The sequence below is a fragment of the Arthrobacter sp. SO3 genome, assembly GCF_020532825.1.
Taxonomy (GTDB): domain Bacteria; phylum Actinomycetota; class Actinomycetes; order Actinomycetales; family Micrococcaceae; genus Arthrobacter.
Genome location: NZ_MQTS01000058.1, coordinates 48,918 through 64,759 on the forward strand (window position 1 = coordinate 48,918; position 15,842 = coordinate 64,759).

General features: G+C 66.9%; 18 protein-coding genes, 3 tRNA genes and 1 pseudogene. 7 read left to right on the forward strand and 15 right to left on the reverse strand.

The annotated features are described in order from the left end of the window. Nucleotides 1–127: 127 nt before the first annotated feature. Together BJQ90_RS06465 and BJQ90_RS22865 are read left to right on the forward strand one after the other, a co-directional pair. On the forward strand, nt 128–934 hold the full coding sequence (locus BJQ90_RS06465) for an exodeoxyribonuclease III (RefSeq protein ID WP_226759478.1): 807 nt from the start codon (nt 128–130) through the stop codon (nt 932–934). Nucleotides 935–965: 31 nt separating this feature from the next. After that, the gene (locus BJQ90_RS22865; RefSeq protein ID WP_226759479.1) at nt 966–1,877 is read left to right on the forward strand and encodes a hypothetical protein; all 912 of its coding nucleotides are present in this window, start codon (nt 966–968) and stop codon (nt 1,875–1,877) included. Between the two features lie 12 nt (nt 1,878–1,889). On the opposite strand, the pseudogene BJQ90_RS06475 reads toward BJQ90_RS22865, so the two are convergent. From BJQ90_RS06475 to BJQ90_RS06545, 15 genes and pseudogenes are all read right to left on the reverse strand, one after another. Further along, nucleotides 1,890–2,936 (reverse strand): annotated as a pseudogene (locus BJQ90_RS06475) (LacI family DNA-binding transcriptional regulator); the annotation flags it as partial. A 156-nt stretch (nt 2,937–3,092) separates the two neighbouring features. Then, nucleotides 3,093–3,347 carry a hypothetical protein gene (locus tag BJQ90_RS06480; RefSeq protein ID WP_226759480.1) on the reverse strand — a complete coding sequence of 85 codons (255 nt, stop codon included), beginning with the start codon at nt 3,345–3,347 and terminating at the stop codon, nt 3,093–3,095. Nucleotides 3,348–3,357: 10 nt separating this feature from the next. Continuing rightward, the gene (locus BJQ90_RS06485; RefSeq protein WP_226759481.1) at nt 3,358–4,245 is read right to left on the reverse strand and encodes a carbohydrate ABC transporter permease; all 888 of its coding nucleotides are present in this window, start codon (nt 4,243–4,245) and stop codon (nt 3,358–3,360) included. Continuing rightward, the gene (locus BJQ90_RS06490; protein ID WP_226759482.1) at nt 4,242–5,279 is read right to left on the reverse strand and encodes a carbohydrate ABC transporter permease; all 1,038 of its coding nucleotides are present in this window, start codon (nt 5,277–5,279) and stop codon (nt 4,242–4,244) included. The genes BJQ90_RS06485 and BJQ90_RS06490 overlap by 4 nt, the downstream gene beginning before the upstream one ends. Nucleotides 5,280–5,286: 7 nt before the next feature. Next, the gene (locus BJQ90_RS06495; RefSeq protein ID WP_226759483.1) at nt 5,287–6,582 is read right to left on the reverse strand and encodes an ABC transporter substrate-binding protein; all 1,296 of its coding nucleotides are present in this window, start codon (nt 6,580–6,582) and stop codon (nt 5,287–5,289) included. Between the two features lie 248 nt (nt 6,583–6,830). Next, nucleotides 6,831–7,442: a hypothetical protein gene (locus BJQ90_RS06500; protein WP_226759484.1), complete on the reverse strand. Its 612-nt coding sequence runs from the start codon at nt 7,440–7,442 to the stop codon at nt 6,831–6,833. Beyond that, nucleotides 7,439–8,113, reverse strand: a complete 675-nt coding sequence (locus BJQ90_RS06505; protein ID WP_413463647.1) for a hypothetical protein — start codon at nt 8,111–8,113, stop codon at nt 7,439–7,441. The genes BJQ90_RS06500 and BJQ90_RS06505 overlap by 4 nt, the downstream gene beginning before the upstream one ends. Beyond that, nucleotides 8,110–8,490 carry a hypothetical protein gene (locus BJQ90_RS06510; protein ID WP_226759485.1) on the reverse strand — a complete coding sequence of 127 codons (381 nt, stop codon included), beginning with the start codon at nt 8,488–8,490 and terminating at the stop codon, nt 8,110–8,112. The genes BJQ90_RS06505 and BJQ90_RS06510 overlap by 4 nt, the downstream gene beginning before the upstream one ends. Beyond that, on the reverse strand, nt 8,487–8,678 hold the full coding sequence (locus BJQ90_RS06515) for a hypothetical protein (protein WP_226759486.1): 192 nt from the start codon (nt 8,676–8,678) through the stop codon (nt 8,487–8,489). Before BJQ90_RS06515 ends, BJQ90_RS06510 begins: the two co-directional genes overlap by 4 nt. Beyond that, complete coding sequence (locus BJQ90_RS06520; protein ID WP_226759487.1) at nt 8,675–9,139, reverse strand: Asp23/Gls24 family envelope stress response protein; 465 nt, start codon at nt 9,137–9,139, stop codon at nt 8,675–8,677. The genes BJQ90_RS06515 and BJQ90_RS06520 overlap by 4 nt, the downstream gene beginning before the upstream one ends. 188 nt (nt 9,140–9,327) lie before the next feature. Next, nucleotides 9,328–9,403, reverse strand: a tRNA-Phe gene (locus tag BJQ90_RS06525). A gap of 48 nt (nt 9,404–9,451) precedes the next feature. Next, a tRNA-Asp gene (locus tag BJQ90_RS06530) sits at nt 9,452–9,525 on the reverse strand. 96 nt (nt 9,526–9,621) lie between these two features. Then, a tRNA-Glu gene (locus BJQ90_RS06535) sits at nt 9,622–9,694 on the reverse strand. 159 nt (nt 9,695–9,853) lie between these two features. Beyond that, on the reverse strand, nt 9,854–10,492 hold the full coding sequence (locus BJQ90_RS06540; protein ID WP_226759488.1) for an FMN-binding negative transcriptional regulator: 639 nt from the start codon (nt 10,490–10,492) through the stop codon (nt 9,854–9,856). 54 nt (nt 10,493–10,546) lie between these two features. After that, nucleotides 10,547–11,149 (reverse strand): LysE/ArgO family amino acid transporter, encoded by a 603-nt coding sequence (locus BJQ90_RS06545; protein WP_226759489.1) that lies wholly within the window; start codon nt 11,147–11,149, stop codon nt 10,547–10,549. Nucleotides 11,150–11,218: 69 nt separating this feature from the next. On the opposite strand from BJQ90_RS06545, the gene BJQ90_RS06550 reads away from it, so the two are divergent. From BJQ90_RS06550 to BJQ90_RS06570, 5 genes are all read left to right on the forward strand, one after another. Continuing rightward, nucleotides 11,219–12,100 (forward strand): ArgP/LysG family DNA-binding transcriptional regulator, encoded by an 882-nt coding sequence (locus tag BJQ90_RS06550; protein ID WP_226759490.1) that lies wholly within the window; start codon nt 11,219–11,221, stop codon nt 12,098–12,100. Nucleotides 12,101–12,197: 97 nt separating this feature from the next. Continuing rightward, nucleotides 12,198–13,199: a DMT family transporter gene (locus tag BJQ90_RS06555; RefSeq protein WP_226759491.1), complete on the forward strand. Its 1,002-nt coding sequence runs from the start codon at nt 12,198–12,200 to the stop codon at nt 13,197–13,199. A gap of 21 nt (nt 13,200–13,220) precedes the next feature. Then, nucleotides 13,221–13,709, forward strand: a complete 489-nt coding sequence (locus BJQ90_RS06560) for a metallopeptidase family protein (RefSeq protein WP_226759492.1) — start codon at nt 13,221–13,223, stop codon at nt 13,707–13,709. A 10-nt stretch (nt 13,710–13,719) separates the two neighbouring features. Continuing rightward, entirely contained in the window at nt 13,720–14,652 is a 933-nt protein-coding gene (locus BJQ90_RS06565; protein WP_226759493.1) for a cation diffusion facilitator family transporter, read from the forward strand. Nucleotides 14,653–14,857: 205 nt separating this feature from the next. Continuing rightward, nucleotides 14,858–15,842 (forward strand): glycoside hydrolase (locus BJQ90_RS06570; RefSeq protein WP_226759494.1); only part of this gene is annotated, 985 nt, incomplete at its 3' end.

A 15,842-nucleotide genomic window follows, 5' to 3' on the forward strand; every position in this document is an offset into this window, starting at 1 on the left:
ACGGCCGGGTCGCCTGTGACCCACGTCATCTTCCGTTTCTGAATATACTCGGACTTCCTACTAAATTCCAGAGGGCGTGCCCGGTGGGCAGCTTCGTCCGGCAGCCAAGTTCGGTAAGTTAGGGATTGTGAAGATTGCTACCTGGAATGTGAATTCGCTCCGTGCCCGTGCCGACCGCGTTGAAGCCTGGCTTCAGCGCACCGACTGTGATGTCCTGGCCATCCAGGAAACCAAGTGCAAGGATGACAACTTCCCCTGGGAGCTGTTCGAGAACCTGGGCTACGAAGTGGCGCACTTCGGCCTGAGCCAGTGGAACGGCGTGGCGATCGCCTCCCGGGTGGGGCTGGACGACGTCGAGCGCACCTTTCTGGACCAGCCCGCCTTCGGCAAGAACGGCAAGGACGCCGTGCAGGAAGCCCGCGCCATCGGCGCGACCTGCGGCGGTATCAGGGTGTGGAGCCTCTATGTCCCCAACGGACGGGCCCTCGACGATGAGCATATGCCGTACAAAATCAGCTGGCTGGACACACTGCGGTCCCACGCCGAAGGCTGGATCCGGGAGGACCCCCAGGCGCAGATCGCGCTGATGGGCGACTGGAACATTGCCCCGCAGGACGACGACGTCTGGGACATCGACTACTTCCGCTCCGCGGGCCTCACCCACGTCAGCGAGCCGGAACGGGCAGCGTTCCACGCCTTTGAAGAAGCCGGCTTCCTGGATGTGGTCCGGCCGCATACGCCCGGACCCGGCGTCTACACCTACTGGGACTACACCCAGCTGCGTTTCCCGAAAAAGGAGGGCATGCGGATCGATTTTGTCCTCGCCTCCCCCGCACTGGCGGCCCGGGTCACCGGCGCCGCCATCGACCGCGAGGAACGCAAGGGCAAGGGCGCCTCGGACCACGCCCCCGTGATCGTGGAGCTGAGCGACTGATGAGCGCCCGCGAGGGAAACGGCGTGGCCCAATGACCGGCAACCTCTACCGCGGACAGGCCGGGTTGCCGTTCTCCTCGGCGCTGCGGGTTTACGAACCCCTGAAAGCGTTCCCGGCGGAGCAGCAGGAAGCCCTGCGAACGGCGGCCGTCCGGAGCGTCTCCCGCGCAGCCGTCGAAAACGCCGAACTTCTCGCCTCCCTGGGCCGCATCACACGCCCGGGCGGGGACCCGTTTCCCACCGGGGCGACGGACCTGGTCCGTGTCCTTGCCCCACGCCCGAACAACACTCCCCCGGCAGCGCCTCCTGCCGACGGCGGCCCGAAGACTCCCGCCGCCGGGGAGCCGGACAGCCTGCTCTACTGCCCCAGCCAGCTGGTGCTCCGCGCCGGGCTGGCCGCCAACGCCCTGATGGAGGGCATCCATGGGCCGCTGGCCCAGCTGCTGATCCCGGAGGAACAACGCGACAGGCACCAGGAACGCATCAATGAAGTGCGGGCGCAGGCGGGGCTCGGCCGCGTACACACCCGGGCCTCCACCTGGGGCATCCCCTTCAGCTGGTTCTGCCTCTTCAAGGAGTCGGACCCCACGGACGTAGTGGAATCAGAGGGGCACATTGTCACCGTGCGCATCCGCGCGACGATCGGCGAGGCCCTGGAGCGGGTCCGCTACGCGGTGGCCCACCTGTCCCTCGCCGCGCCGGATCTGGACATGCTCGAGGACCTGACCCAGCTCACGGAATGGCTGGAGCTCTTCCACCCGGAGTCGGTGGTGGAACTGGACTACGGCGCGGTGGCGGACAAGGTCTACCCGGACGACTCACCGATGGATGTGCGGCTGGGCATCGAGTGCCTGGCCGAGGGGGACATGACCGGCGCTGCCGCGGCCTACCGCCGGCTGGCGTCCCGCTGGATCCCGATCCGGCAGCTGGCCCGCGCTTCCTGACTGCGGGTCTTTCCGCGGCGGCGCCGTCGTGGTCCGAACGATCAGCTGGTGCGGGGCGACAGTGGATCGCACTGCCCCGGCGATCCCGCCAAGTTCGTCCAGCAGCATCTTAGTGCCCAGTTCGGCTTGCTCGTCCGGTCGCTGCCTGACGGTGGTGAGACCCATGGCCTCGGCAAAGTCGTGGTCATCGATTCCGATCACGGACAGATCCTCCGGGACCCGCACGCCGGCCCGGTGGGCTTCGAAGATGATTCCCATGGCCATCTCATCCGAGGCGCAGAAGATTGCGGTGGGCTTCGGTCCGGGCCGGTCCCAGAGCCGGTGGAAGGCGTCCTGGCCGCTGCGGACGGTGAAGTCCCCCCATTCGTCCCATTCCTTTCGGACGTTCAGGCCGGCTTCCGCCATCACGTCCTGGAAGGCTTTGATCCGGACCCGCGGCACGTCGAAGTTGAGGTCGGTTTCGTCGTCGCCGTGCAGCAGGGCGATCTCGGTGTGGCCGAGGCTGATCAGGTGACGGACGGCCGTTGCGGCGGCGGCGTAATCGTCGATTCCGATGTAGGGGCATTCCTCGACATGGCCGCCGACGACGACCATCGGGATGTCGATTTTTTGGAGGTGTTCGATCTCTTCATGCGTCAGTGCCATACAGAGCACCAGCAGCGCGTCGATCTGCTTGTAGACCATTGTCTTGCTGAAGAGCCGTTCGCGGTTGCTGCCGTGGCCGCCCAGGTTGAACAGTGAGAGGTTGTACTGCCGGGCATGCAGTTCCCGGTCCGCGCCCTCGATGGCCTTGGAGAAAAACCAGCGGCTGACGAACGGTGCCAGAACACCAATGGTCATGGTGCGTCCGGTGGCCAGGCCGGACGCCGAGGAGGAGGCCACATAGCCCAAGTCCTCGGCGATGCCCAGGATCTTCTCCCGGGTGGCCGGCGAAACCCTGGGCAGGCCGCGGACGGCCCGGGACACGGTAGCGGTGGATACTCCGGCGGCCGCGGCCACATCCTCGATGCTGACGCCGGAGTGGCCGCCGCGCTGCGCCCTGTCTGTTGTCTTTGCCACCGTGTTCCCTTGTCGACCGGCTGCGGAGACGGCTCGCGGCCTCCGCAGCACTGGATTAGTCTGCCTTCCCAACGGCAACACATGCCCCGCCCAGGCAACGCGGGGTCACTTACCGCCCATAAATACCCGCGGAACGGGCGCGATGTGACCCCGCGTTCAGTTGCGCCTGGTAGCCGTCCTTTGGGGCAGGCGGCGGCGCAGTCGGATCATTCCGTACAACGCCGCGAGGATGGCCAGCAGGCCCAGGGCCCAGCCCAGCGCCGGCTGGGCCGTTACCTCCATCCAGACGGTGACCACCAGCAGCACGACCGCCCAGAAACCAAGGAAGCCGATGATGATGTCGAAATCTTCCCCGGAACGGACGCGGCGGTGTTCGCGCCGGACCAGTCCGTGGTTGGGCTTTTGGTTCATTGCCAACCCGTCACTTCACAGCGCCGGCCGTGAGGCCCGCGACGATCTTGCGCTGGAAGACCAGCACCAGGACCACCAGCGGAATCGTGACGATCGTTCCGGCGGCCATGATGGCCGTATACGGGATCTGGTTCGGCTGTGCGCCGGCGAAGCTGGCGATCGCAACGGTCACCGGCTGGGTTTTGTCGCTGGAGAGCTGGCTGGCGATCAGGAATTCATTCCAGGAGGAGATGAAGGCCAGGATCGCCGTGGTGAAGATCGCCGGCGCCGCCAGCGGCATGATCACCTTTCGGAAGGCCTGTCCCTGGGTGCAGCCGTCCACCCGGGCGGATTCCTCGAGCTCCCACGGCATTTCCCTGAAGAACGAGGTCATGGTGTAGACCGTCAGCGGGAGGACGAAGGAGATGTTCGGAATGATCAGGGCCTGATACGTGCCCATCCAGCCGATGGTGGTGAACAGCTGGAACAGCGGCGTGATGAGGGCGACTCCGGGGAACATGGAGGCCCCGAGGATGAAGCCCAGCACCAGGTACTTGAACCGGAAGTTCAAGCGTGCCAGCGCGTAGGCGGCAAACACTCCGATCAGCAGCGAAACTATGGTGACGACGGCGCCGATGAACAAGCTGTTGAGGAGCGCCTGGCCGAAGTGGTTGCCGAAGGACGTGTCGAACGCTGTCCTGAAGTTGTCCAGGGTCACGTGGGTCGGCAGCACCGAGGTGTCGTAGGTGAAGCCGACGTCGCGGAAGGCCGTCACCACCATCCAGTAGGCCGGAGCCAGGCACCAGATGAGGATCACGACGGCGCTGATGTAGGTGCGTCCCTGGGCCCACTTTTCGCGGTTCTGCGCCACCTTGCGGCCACGGTCCTGCCTGGCCCTGAGTTCGGTCGCGGCGGTCATTTCTTCCCCTTAGCTGCGCCGGTTTGCTGCTCCACGACGTTCGCTCCGAGGAAGCGCACGAAGATGAAGGCCACAAGAAAGATGATGATGAACGTGATGGTGGACAAGGCCGCGGCGGCGTTGAACCCTTGCCTGATCTGGTTGATCACGAGGATCGAGAGCGTGGTGGTGTTGTTGGCCCCGCCGGTGAGGATATAGGGGAGGTCGAACATCCGGAGGGCATCCAGGGTGCGGAAGAGGATGGCCACCATCAGTGCCGGCTTCACCAGCGGCAGGGTGATCATCCGGAACCGCTGCCAGGCGGAAGCGCCGTCAACCTTGGCTGCCTCGTACACTTCGGCGGGAATCATCTGGAGCCCGGCGAGAATCAAGAGCGCCATGAACGGAGTCGTCTTCCAGACATCCGCGATGATCACTGCCCACCTCGCCGGCCATTCGCTGCCGGTCCACAGGATCGTGGTGTTGAAGAGTTTGTTGCCGATGCCTTCAAAGGCGAAGATGAACAGCCACAGCTTGGCCGTAACGGCGGTGGGGATGGCCCACGGCACCAGGACGGCGGCACGGACCAGGCTGCGGCCCTTGAAGGCCCTCGCCATGATGACTGCCATCCAGAAGCCGAGGACCGTCTCCAGGGTCACCGTGACGATGGTGAAGAAGAAAGTCGTCCCGGTGGCGGACCAGAACTGCGCGCCGAGCGTTCCGGGCGGGCAGGCCACCGTTTCGCCGGCCGGAGCGGCGCACTGCTGGAAGATCCAGTTAGCGTAATTCGAGAAACCTGCCGGACCGCCCGCGGTGAAGAGCCCCGTGACGGGGTCCAGGCCGGCATCCTTCTGGAACGACATGATGATGGCGCTGATGATCGGGTAGACGATCACGATTCCCAGCGCGATGATGGTCGGCGCCAGGAGCCATGCGGCCCACTTGCCCTGGCTCTTGATGGCGTTGTCCTCCCCGACGCCCTTGGGCGGGTGGTGGACCGGAGCCCCGCCCGACGCCGGTTCCTTGACCGGCGTCGGGCCCAATTCGGTTGCCATGATGTACCTACTGTCCCGCGCTAGCGGACTCGATGGACTTCTGCATGTCGGACAATGCCGTTTCAACGGTCTTCTCACCCTTGATGGCTGAGTAGGCATTTTCCTGGATGGCCTTGGTGACGGCCGGGTAGAACGGGGTGACCGGGCGCGGCACGGCGTTCTCGATCGAGGTCTTCAGCACCGGCAGGTACGGGAGCTTGGCGACCAGTTCAGCATCCTCGTACAGCGAGCCGAGAACCGGTGCGAGCGAACCCTGGGTGGCGAAGAACTTCTGGTTCTCTTCAGTGGTGAGGAATTTCAGGAAGTCCAGCGCGGTGGCCTTGTTCTTGGAATAGACGCTCACCGCGGCGCTGTGGCCGCCGAGGGAGGAGGCGCCCGGACCGGCCTTGCCCGGCAGGGCGGTCATGCCCAGGACGTCTTTGACCTTCGAGGAGCCTTCGGTGGTGGCCAGGTTGTACACGTAGGGCCAGTTGCGCAGGAACAGCAGCTTGCCGTCCTGGAACGCCTGGCGGCTCTCCTCCTCCTGGAAGGTGATGGCTTCCTTCGGGATCTGGCCCCCGGCGTAGGCCTTGGCCAGGTTTTCAAGGCCGGCCTTCGCCTCAGGCGTGTTCAGGCTGGGCTTGCCGTCCTTGTCGAGCACGGCGCCGCCGGCGGAGTTGATCGCCTCGGAGGCGTTGACCGTCAGCCCCTCGTACTTCTTGAACTGGCCGGAATAGCAGCCCATGTTGTTGGCCGTGGCGATGGAGCACATGCTCATCATCTCGTCCCACGTCTTCGGTGGTGTGGGGACCAGATCCTTGCGGTAGTACAGGATGCCGCCGTCGGATGATTCCGGCGCCGCGTACAGCGTGCCCTTGTAGGAAGCGGCTTCGACGGTCGGCTTCAACATCTTCGAGGTGTCGAGCGCCATCTTGTCCTTGAGCGGCTGCAGCCAGCCCTTGGCGGCGAATTCGGCGGTCCAGACGACGTCAACGCTCGCAACGTCGTAGTTGGCGTTCTTGGCCTGGAAGTTCTGGACAAGGTCGTCGTGCTGCTGGTCGGCGTTGTCCGTCTGTTCCTTGAACGTGACCTGCTCGTTCGGGTGGGCGGCGTTCCACTTGTCGATCAGCGGACGGACCACGTTGCTGTTGTCCTTGCCCTGGACGTAGGTGATGGGGCCTCGCCCGTCCAGGCCGTTCGCGGCGTCTCCGCCGCCGCTGCCGCCGGCGGCAGTACCCCCGCCGCCCCCGCCGCCACAGGCGGAGAGGGTGATGGCGAGAACGCCTGCTGTGGCTACGGGAAGTAGGAACTTCGATTTCTTCATTCTGGGGGGTCTCCTCGCTGAGTACCGGACAAAAAACGGCGTGCGTTCATGTGGTGCCCATCACAATAATCATCATGCGGTGAGGAATGCAAGCGTTTACACAGAAGCTTTACGGAAAGGAGACCCTTGTGCGGCGCACAGCTTTATGTGCCGATCGGCGCCATTTCAGCGGAACCGGCCCGCGGGGCGGCCCCGGCGGGCAGCGCAAACATCGCGCAAACATATTGCCGGAAGCTCACCCCGACGGGTCAGCGGACCCGCTCGGCCCGCCCGAACCTCGACCGGGCACCGGCGCCGATATGGATGAGCACGGGCGTGCGTCTGCCGATCGCGACGTCGAGCGCCTCCACGAGGGCGGACACCTCGGCCGCAAGGCGGTGCGGGGCCACGCCCTGCCGGGGTTCGATCCTGATTTTCAGGGCCGGCTCGCCGCGGAACTCGTAGGTGGCGACGCTGACGCCGGCCAGGTCGTGACGGTCTGCCAGGGCGGCTCGGAGCGCCTGCTCGGCCACCGCGCTGCCGATCCTGACGTTGCCGGGCACCTCGCCCGGGTCCTCTTCGGAGACAAGGAGGTTGGCCCTGCCCCTGCCCTGCTGGGCGCCCCAGGCCACCATCACGCCAATCACCAGGAGCAGGGCCAGGACCACCACAAGCCACAGCCAGCTTTCCGAGCGCCCCGGGAAGCGCGTGCGTTCGAAGAGGTCACGCCAGATACTCCAGACCCCGGCGGCCCAGTCCTGCCACCACCGTCCCACGGCGGGAACGCTCGCTAGCAGGATGAGCAGGACTCCGATGGCGAGGAGCTTTAGGCCCAGGATGCCGAGCAGAATCCGGTTGAGGAGGCGGGGGGTTCCGTTCACGCGCCAATCACCCCTGCCGAGGAGACACTGACTCGAACGTCCGGCAGGGGGAAAGGACTCATGTCCCGGAGTTCATCCAGCACGGCTGCGCGGACGGCATCCGGGCTCAGCGGCACGCCGGAGGTCGGCCGGACATTGACCTGCACCTGCCGTCTGGACACCGTCACCATCACCTGTTCCTGACTCAAATTGGCCGCCACCCGGGCCCGGCGTGCCAGGGCGGAGGCGATCACCTCGTCGTCCACGACGACGGCGGCGCGGCGGGCCCGCAGCAGGTGGCGGGCCCGCCGTCCGGGCAGTACCGCGTTCAGGAAGAAAAACAGCCCGGCCATCACCAGCACCGCACCGAGGACACCGAGCAAGAGCATCGGGACCCCGTCCGGGAGCGCCACCAGCTGCTCCGCCGCAGTCTGCGGATCCACGAGCCAGGGCGGCTGTCCGACCGCCCGGACGGCGGTTTCGAGGAGGGCATAGCCGCACAGCGCGATTACGAGGACTGCGGCGATGATCGAGGCCACAGCCCTTGAGGAGTGGGTTTCGCGTTTGAGGATCACTGCCATGCCCGCGGCGCCGTTCGCCTCAGGGACGGCACTCGCCGCCGAAGGTGCTGCGCCGGGAGCGGGCGGACCGTAGCCTCCGTGGGCGGAATCGTGATCGGTGTCCTGGCTCAATGGACACGGCCTCCTTCACTCACGCTGGCTCCGCTGATCCGGATGTCCACCCGGCTCAGCTGGGCACCGCTCAGCTCGGTCACGCGGTCCAGGATGCTGGCTTTGGCAGCGACGGCGCGGTCCCAGATGGAACCGCCGAAGGCCGCGACCCGTCCGGCGTCCCGCAGGACTGCCGTGAGCGAGGGGACGGTGATGGGCGCGACAAGTGACAGGGCCAAGAGACCGTCGTCGTCCGACCACTCAGCCCGGACCTCCTGCGGCGTGACACCGAGGGATTCCGCCGCGGCGGCCCGCGCCACGCTGGTAAGCGCCTGGGTGCTGATTCTGGTGTGCCCTGCCATGGCGGCGGCACGGACAGCGCCAGCGGTGCCGCTCATGAGGAGGAACGCCGGCCTGTGAGGGCGTCAAGCACGCTGCGCAGGTCCAGTTTCCCTTCCGCGGCGCGGCCCAGCAGGGCTCCGATCCCCATTAACAGCAGTGCGCCCAGGAAACCCCAGACGCCGAACTGGAAGGCCATGAATGCCACGAAGGCACCCACTGCGACCCCCACAACCGTCAGATTCACTGGATTGCCTCCCTTGCGGTACGGGTGTCGGCCGGGGCGCCGGGCTTCGGCGGGCCGGGCACGTAGACGTCGGTGATTTCGATATTGACTTCGATGACCTGGAGCCCAACAAGCTCCTCAACCGCCGAATACACGGCGGCGCGGATCTGGTCCGCCAGGGCGTGAAGGGGCGTGCCGTAGAGGGCCACCAGATCGATATCGACGGCCACCTGGGTTTCGCCGACCTCGGCGCGGACACCGGCGGCGTGGTCCGAGCTGCCGACGGCGTCACGGAAGGCGCCGAGCGCGCGGGACGGGCCTGTCCCCAGGGAGTAGACGCCGGGAACTGACCGGGCGGCAATGCCCGCGACTTTCGCGACGGCGGCTTCTGAAATGACGGTCCGGCCACCGCCGGGCATCGGCGCGTTGATGGGCAATTCGGGCACCACAGCCGCAACGGGTTGAGAATTCTGGTATTCCATGAGGCGCTCCCCCTTCTCTTTGTGACCACCCTAGTACCTGCCACCGACAAGGCGCCCGTCTGGGGTCCGGTGCGTGCAGTTGGCGGCGAGCGGGTTAGCGGCTAACCCGCGAACCAGCCGCCCCGGCCCGCCGCTGGCCTGGCGTTAAAGAAGAAAAGCACCAGTTCCAAAGAACTGATGCTTCCCAGTGGTGGCTCCGACCGGCGTCGATCCGGTGACCTTTCGATTTTCAGTCGAACGCTCTACCAACTGAGCTACAGAGCCTAGGTGACACGTCACCTTGAGAGCCGGAATTTCTTCTGGCAATCAGAGCGACCCTGACGGGACTTGAACCCGCGACCTCCGCCGTGACAGGGCGGCGCGCTAACCAACTGCGCTACAGGGCCTTGCTAATTTCTTGCTTCTCTGCAGTATCGCTACTGCAATTTTTCAAGGCCTTTAGCCTACCAGACTTTCACATCCGGTTTGACCAGTTCCTTGCGTACCCCCAACGGGATTCGAACCCGTGCCGCCGCCGTGAAAGGGCGGTGTCCTAGGCCGCTAGACGATGGGGGCCAGGACGCCATTCGGATAAAACCCACTGAATCAAAGACAAAAATTAAGGGCCGAAGCCTGTCGTTTTTGTCCTTTCGGGTTGCTCCGAACTGGACTATAAAACTATAAGGGCAGACCCCCGGATTATCCAAAATCGGCGGCGGCTGCCACCGGAAGCGCTCAGCTCCCCCGGGTGCGGTCCTGCTGCGCCCGTTCGACGTCGGCAGCCGATGCCAGGTCCCCCTTGGCGCGCAACCCGGCGATGACGCCGTCGACGTCGGCGGTCGGCCGGTTCTGGCTCAGCTTTCGTTTCGCTTCAACCCGTGTGATGAGAAGTTCGACGCCGACAATCGCCCGGAGCTGACCGGCGAGGTAGCGGGCGGGCGCATCGTCCACGGTCCAGGGCCGTTCCGATGCCGCTTCATGCAGCGTGGTCAGCCGCCGGACCAGGTCCTCAAGCCAGACCGGATCGTCGTGGATGACGAGCCTGCCGTAGACATGCGCGGTGGTGTAGTTCCACGTTGGCACCACCCGGCCGTGTTCGGCCTTGGACGGGTACCAGGTCGGCGAAATGTAGGCATCGGACCGCTGGATGATGACCAGGGATTCACCCGATGCCGGCAGCCGCCACTGGTCGTTGTTGCGGGCAACATGTCCCAGCAGCGCCCCGTGCTCGCCGGCCCCGGGCTCATAGATGAACGGCAGCAGCGTCGCGAGCAGTCCGTGTTCCGTGGAGGTCACCAGGTTGGCCGCGCCGGGAGTGGAGAGCAACTCCGTGACGGCGTCCTGGTCGACGGCGAAATGCGAGGGGACGTACATGGGCGTTTCCTTCGTGAAGATGTTGTGAAGTACCGTGCGGGACGGCTGATCAGCTCAGGCTACGAGCATGACAGCCAGGGTGACCATGACCAAGGCGATGCCGCCGTCGAGCGCGCGCCAGCTGCCCGGCCGGGCGAACACCGGCGCGAGGAACCGGGCTCCGGCGCCGAGCGCGACGAACCACGCGATACTGCCCAGTCCCGCGCCGGCAGCAAACCACCAGCGCCCGTCCGGCCCGTGGGTGCCGGCCAGGGATCCCAGCAGCAGGACGGTGTCCAGGTAGACGTGGGGGTTCAGCCACGTCAGCGCGAGGCAGGTACCCAGCGCGGCCGCCCAGGATCCCGCCTGCCCGGCCGCCGGCCGCGCCGCCTGCGTTCCGCGGATGGCCCGCAGGGCAGCCATCCCGCCGTAGGCCAGGAGGAAGGCGGCGCCGGCCCAGCGCACCACCTCAAGAACCCCGGGCGCCCGCTCGATGAGGACGCCCACCCCGGCCACCCCCAGCCCAATCAGCACGAGGTCGGACAGCGCGCAGACGGCAACCACCAGCAGGACGTGGGCGCGCTGGATGCCCTGGCGGAGCACGAAGGCGTTCTGGGCACCGATGGCGACGATAAGGGACAGCCCGCTTGCGAGGCCTGATACGAGGGAGAGGATCACAGGATTCACGCTAGAGGGAGCGGGCACATGAAACCAGTTAATATTTCTTGGCTAACATAAGATGAACTAATGATCGACATCCACCCGGACCAGGCGCGGACCCTGGCCGCAATCGTGGCGCACGGCAGCTTCGAGGCAGCCGCGAACCACCTCTCGGTCACGGCGTCGGCGGTGAGCCAGCGTGTCCGCGCCCTTGAGGTCGCGGTCGGCCGGCCCGTGCTGAAGCGGACCCGCCCCGTTGAACTCACCCCGTCCGGCCACGCGGTGGTGCGCTTTGCCCGGCAGCTGGACATGCTCTCGGCTGATCTGGCCGAAGAACTCCAGCCGGGCGCGCAGCCCTCCAGCGTCCGGCTGACCCTGGTCATCAACAGTGATTCCCTGCATACCTGGGCACTGCCCGGCCTGGCCGCAGTGGCGGGAAAGGTCCAGCTGGAAATTCTGCGCGAGGACCAGGACTACTCGCTGGAGCTCCTCCGCAGCGGCGCCGCAGCCGCGGCCATCACCACCACGGCCAAGGCCGCCCCGGGCTGTTCCTCCCGGCGGCTGGGTGTGATGCGCTACCTGCCGGTCTGCACCCCGGAGTTCGCCGCCCGGTGGTTTCCCGAGGGGGCAGTGACGAAAACACTCGCCGTCGCTCCGGTCATCGTCTTCGACCACAAGGACGAGCTGCAGGACCGGTATCTGCGGTCAGTGAGCCGCAGGGCACTCCAGCCGCCACGGCATTATGTCCCGGCCGCCCACGAGTTCGGCGAAGCCATCCGTTGGGGGATGGGCTGGGGGCTGCTCCCCGAAATTGAGGTCTCGGAGGAGCTGAGGCGCCGGACGCTGGTCTCCCTGGACCCCGCGGCGCACGTGGATGTGCCGCTCCACTGGCAGCAATGGCGGCACGGATCCGCAGCCCTCGACGAGGTCGCGGCGGCCATCCAGGCCGCCGCCCGCCCGCTCCGGTGAGTGCGCCGGGGCCGGCGCAGCGGCCTTGGCAGGAACTCGACTAGACGTGGCCGATTTCCGCCAGTCCCCGGGGCGCCGCACGGACTAGATTGGCAGCATGGCCACAACCGCCCCGACAGGCTCCCCCCAACCGGACAGCACGCACCACGACAGCATGCACCCGGACGGCACCCACGAAGTGCCGCCGCCCGCTCTTTCACCCCAGCCCGCAAAGCACCCCCTGCAGCCGGGCCAGATCAGCAGGCTCGGCATCGCCGCCGTGGTTGTCACCGTGGTGCTGTGGGCTTCCGCCTTTGTGGGCATCCGGGCCGTCGGACCCAGTTTCTCCCCCGGCGCCCTGACGCTCGGCCGGCTGGCGATTGCCGCCGTCGTGCTGGGCCTGGTGGTGCTGCCGCAAGTCCGGGGCAACCTCCCCCGGGGCGGTGAATGGTGGCCCATCCTGGCCTACGGGGTGATGTGGTTCGGCGGCTACAACGTCGCACTGAACGCCGCCGAACACCTCCTCGACGCCGGTACGGCCGCCTTGCTGATCAACGTCAACCCGATCCTGGTCGCCATCATGGCCGGGGTGATCCTCAAGGAGGGCTTCCCGCGCTGGCTGATCATCGGCAGCCTCGTCGCGTTCGGCGGGGTCGCGGTGATCGCGCTGGGTTCCGGCCAGCGGTCGACGGCGGACGTCGCCGGTGTGCTGCTCTGCCTGCTGGCGGCCGCCCTCGCCGCGGTCAGTGTCATTGTGCAGAAGCCGGTGCTGCGGAAATTCCCCGCGGCGCACGCCACTTGGTTCGGCATCATGGTCGGCGCGCTCTGCTGCCTGCCCTTCAGCGGCCAGCTGGTCAGCGAACTCCAGGCGGCCCCGCTGCCGGCCACCCTGGGACTGGTCTACCTTGGCGTTTTCCCCACCGCCATCGCGTTCACCACCTGGGCCTATGCACTGTCGCTGATCGACGCCGGCCGGCTGGCCGCCACCACTTATCTGGTGCCCGGCACCACGATCCTGATCTCGTGGCTCGTGCTCGGGGAGGTCCCCACCGTCTGGGGACTGGCGGGCGGCGCCATCTGCCTCGTAGGCGTGGGGCTGACCCGGCGGCGGTCCCGCTGATTCGGCGCTAGAGTTTCAGCTATGCCCGCTTCGCTCCCGCCCGGCCTGCCGATCGTTCCGCACGGCCCTAACGGACCGGGCAGTCCGGGCAGCCCGGGCGGCCCGGACGACGGCGGGGCCCGAGCCGGCCACGACCACACACCGTTCCCGATGTCCGAAAACGAGTTCGAAGCGGCGGTGAACGACGCCCTGGACCGGATCCCACCGGACCTCGCCAAGACCATGAGCAACCTGGCTATCTTCATCGAAGACGACTACACGCCGCAGCCCGGCGAGGACCCGGATACCGTTCTGCTGGGCCTCTACGAGGGCGTGCCGCTGACCGAGCGGGACTCGTGGTGGGACGCCGGGTCGCTGCCGGACCGCATCACCATCTACCGACAGCCGATCCTGGACATCTGTGAATCACGCGAGGACGTGATCGAGGAAGTGACGATAACCGTGATCCATGAGATCGCCCACCACTTCGGCATCAGCGACGACCGCCTGCACGAGCTCGGCTGGGGCTAGCCTTGTAGGCATGGGACACGACCACAGCCACTCACACGGCATTTCCGCCTCTGCCACCGGCACTGCCAAGCACCGGAAGCGCCTGATCGCGGTACTGGCCATCACGCTCGCCGTCGTGCTGATCCAGATCATCGGTGCGCTGGTTTCCGGATCCCTGGCGCTGCTGGCCGACGCCGGCCACATGCTTTCCGACGCGGCCGGAGTCTTCATCGCCCTGCTGGCCGCCTGGATCGCCGCCCGGCCGGCGAGCGACCAGCGCACCTACGGCTACCAGCGCGCCGAGGTGCTGGCTGCCCTGGCCAACGCCCTGGTGCTGATCGTCATCTCGGTGGTCATCTTCACCGAGGCGATCCGCCGGATGGGCTCCGCGCCCGAGGTCCACACCGATGTGATGCTCTACGCCGCCGTCCTCGGCGCCGTCGCCAACCTCGTGTCCCTGCTGATCCTGCGCGGCGGCCAAAAGGAGAGCCTCAACGTCCGCGGCGCCTACCTGGAGGTCCTGGGCGACCTGCTCGGCTCCTTCGCCGTGATCGCCGCCGCACTGGTCATCATGGTCAGCGGCTACCAGGCGGCGGACACCATCGCCTCGATCGTGATTGCCCTGATGATCCTGCCGCGGGCCTGGCACCTGCTCCGCGATGTGGTGGATGTGCTGCTCGAGGCGACCCCCAAGGGGGTGGAAGTGCAGCTGATCCGCGAGCACATCCTCGCTGTGGAGGGTGTGGTGTCGGTGCACGACATCCACATCTGGACCATCACCTCCGGCGTGCCCGTGTTTTCCGCCCACGTGGTGGTGGAGGATGGGGCCCTGGGCGCCCGCGGCGCCGATCAGGTCCTGGACAAGCTCGTCAGCTGCCTCGGCTCGCACTTCGACACCGAACACTGCACCTTCCAGCTGGAACCGCTCTCCCACGCGGAGCACGAATCGCACCAGCACGCCTGAGCCGGACGTGACGGCGGCTGCGGCCGACACGCCCCACCGGAATGTGACCAAATGACACAGTTGTTGTTTATGTTATTGATGTGACCAGTGTTGCCAAAGTGGCAATTGGCACGTAGCCTCGACCGTGCTGGGGATCAGCCGAACGTTTCCACGCGCCGGAATCCACACTCCCCGCTCCAGCCCGACACTGCAGCGAGGTTTGCCCATGACTTGGACCGGCTCCGGCCGAAAGACGGCCGCGCTGTGCGCCGCCGTCGTCTTCCTGGGAGCACTGGCCCTGCCCGCGCACGCAGACCCGCTCCCAACGGTCTTTCAGGTCCCCGCTTCACCCGAAATTCCGTCGCCGGAGGATATTGCCGCGGCCAAGACCAGTGAAAGCGCGACGGCGGAGCAGGTCACCGCGATCGACCGCCTCCTGGCGGATGCTTCCACTGCCCAGGAAGCCAGCCTCGCAGCCTCCTTGCAGGCCAACAATTCCTATGGCGAAGCCCTCGTCGAGCTCCAGTCCCGGCGCGACACCGCCGCGGTTGCCGCCGCCAAGGCTTCGGCAGCCGGGGCGGAGGAGCAGAGGATGCGCAAGCAGATCGGCCAACTCGCCGGCGATCTCTACCGCAACGGCGGGCTGAATCCCGCACTGAGCAGCTTTGTCAGCGGGAACGGCAACCCCCTGGAACAGGCCGCCACACTCGAAGCGGTGACGGCCGGGCGCACCAGAGCCTTCCAGTCGGCCGAAACCGCCGCAGTTGCCGCCGAATCGCTGACCGCTGCCGCCGAGGACGCCAACCGGGCGGCCGACGAGGCCGCGCGGACGGCGGAGACCCGCAAGCTCGACGCCGAGCGTGCCAACGATGCCGAGCGGAAGGCGGTGTCCGAGGCGAGCGCGCAGCGGACCGTGCTGGTGGACCAGCTCGCGACCCTCAAGAACACCACCGTCGCTCTGGAATCGGCCCGCGTGGACGCCCTGGACCGCCAGCGCCAGCAGGACCGGCTGGCCGCAGTCACGGCGGCTGCCGCCCAGGGTCCCGGCCAGGGCGCCGCCCGGCAGCCCGACGCCGGGAACCCCACTCCGGGCAACCCGGCCCCGGTAAACCAGAGTCCGCAGGCACCGGCCGCACCGGCCCCCGTTCCGCCGCCCGCACCCGTTGCCCCCGTTCCAGGTCCAGCCGCCCCTGCTCCGGCCCAGCCGGCGC

Excerpts from the sequence above, each read along its gene's own strand:
- BJQ90_RS22865 (WP_226759479.1), top strand. The coding sequence starts at position 966 with ATGACCGGCAACCTCTACCGCGGACAGGCCGGGTTGCCGTTCTCCTCG.
- BJQ90_RS06565 (WP_226759493.1), top strand. The coding sequence starts at position 13,720 with ATGGGACACGACCACAGCCACTCACACGGCATTTCCGCCTCTGCCACC.
- BJQ90_RS06520 (WP_226759487.1), bottom strand. The coding sequence starts at position 9,139 with ATGGAATACCAGAATTCTCAACCCGTTGCGGCTGTGGTGCCCGAATTG.
- BJQ90_RS06540 (WP_226759488.1), bottom strand. The coding sequence starts at position 10,492 with ATGTACGTCCCCTCGCATTTCGCCGTCGACCAGGACGCCGTCACGGAG.
- BJQ90_RS06490 (WP_226759482.1), bottom strand. The coding sequence starts at position 5,279 with ATGGCAACCGAATTGGGCCCGACGCCGGTCAAGGAACCGGCGTCGGGC.
- BJQ90_RS06510 (WP_226759485.1), bottom strand. The coding sequence starts at position 8,490 with ATGAGCGGCACCGCTGGCGCTGTCCGTGCCGCCGCCATGGCAGGGCAC.
- BJQ90_RS06555 (WP_226759491.1), top strand. The coding sequence starts at position 12,198 with ATGGCCACAACCGCCCCGACAGGCTCCCCCCAACCGGACAGCACGCAC.
- BJQ90_RS06485 (WP_226759481.1), bottom strand. The coding sequence starts at position 4,245 with ATGACCGCCGCGACCGAACTCAGGGCCAGGCAGGACCGTGGCCGCAAG.
- BJQ90_RS06550 (WP_226759490.1), top strand. The coding sequence starts at position 11,219 with ATGATCGACATCCACCCGGACCAGGCGCGGACCCTGGCCGCAATCGTG.
- BJQ90_RS06495 (WP_226759483.1), bottom strand. The coding sequence starts at position 6,582 with ATGAAGAAATCGAAGTTCCTACTTCCCGTAGCCACAGCAGGCGTTCTC.
- BJQ90_RS06560 (WP_226759492.1), top strand. The coding sequence starts at position 13,221 with ATGCCCGCTTCGCTCCCGCCCGGCCTGCCGATCGTTCCGCACGGCCCT.
- BJQ90_RS06480 (WP_226759480.1), bottom strand. The coding sequence starts at position 3,347 with ATGAACCAAAAGCCCAACCACGGACTGGTCCGGCGCGAACACCGCCGC.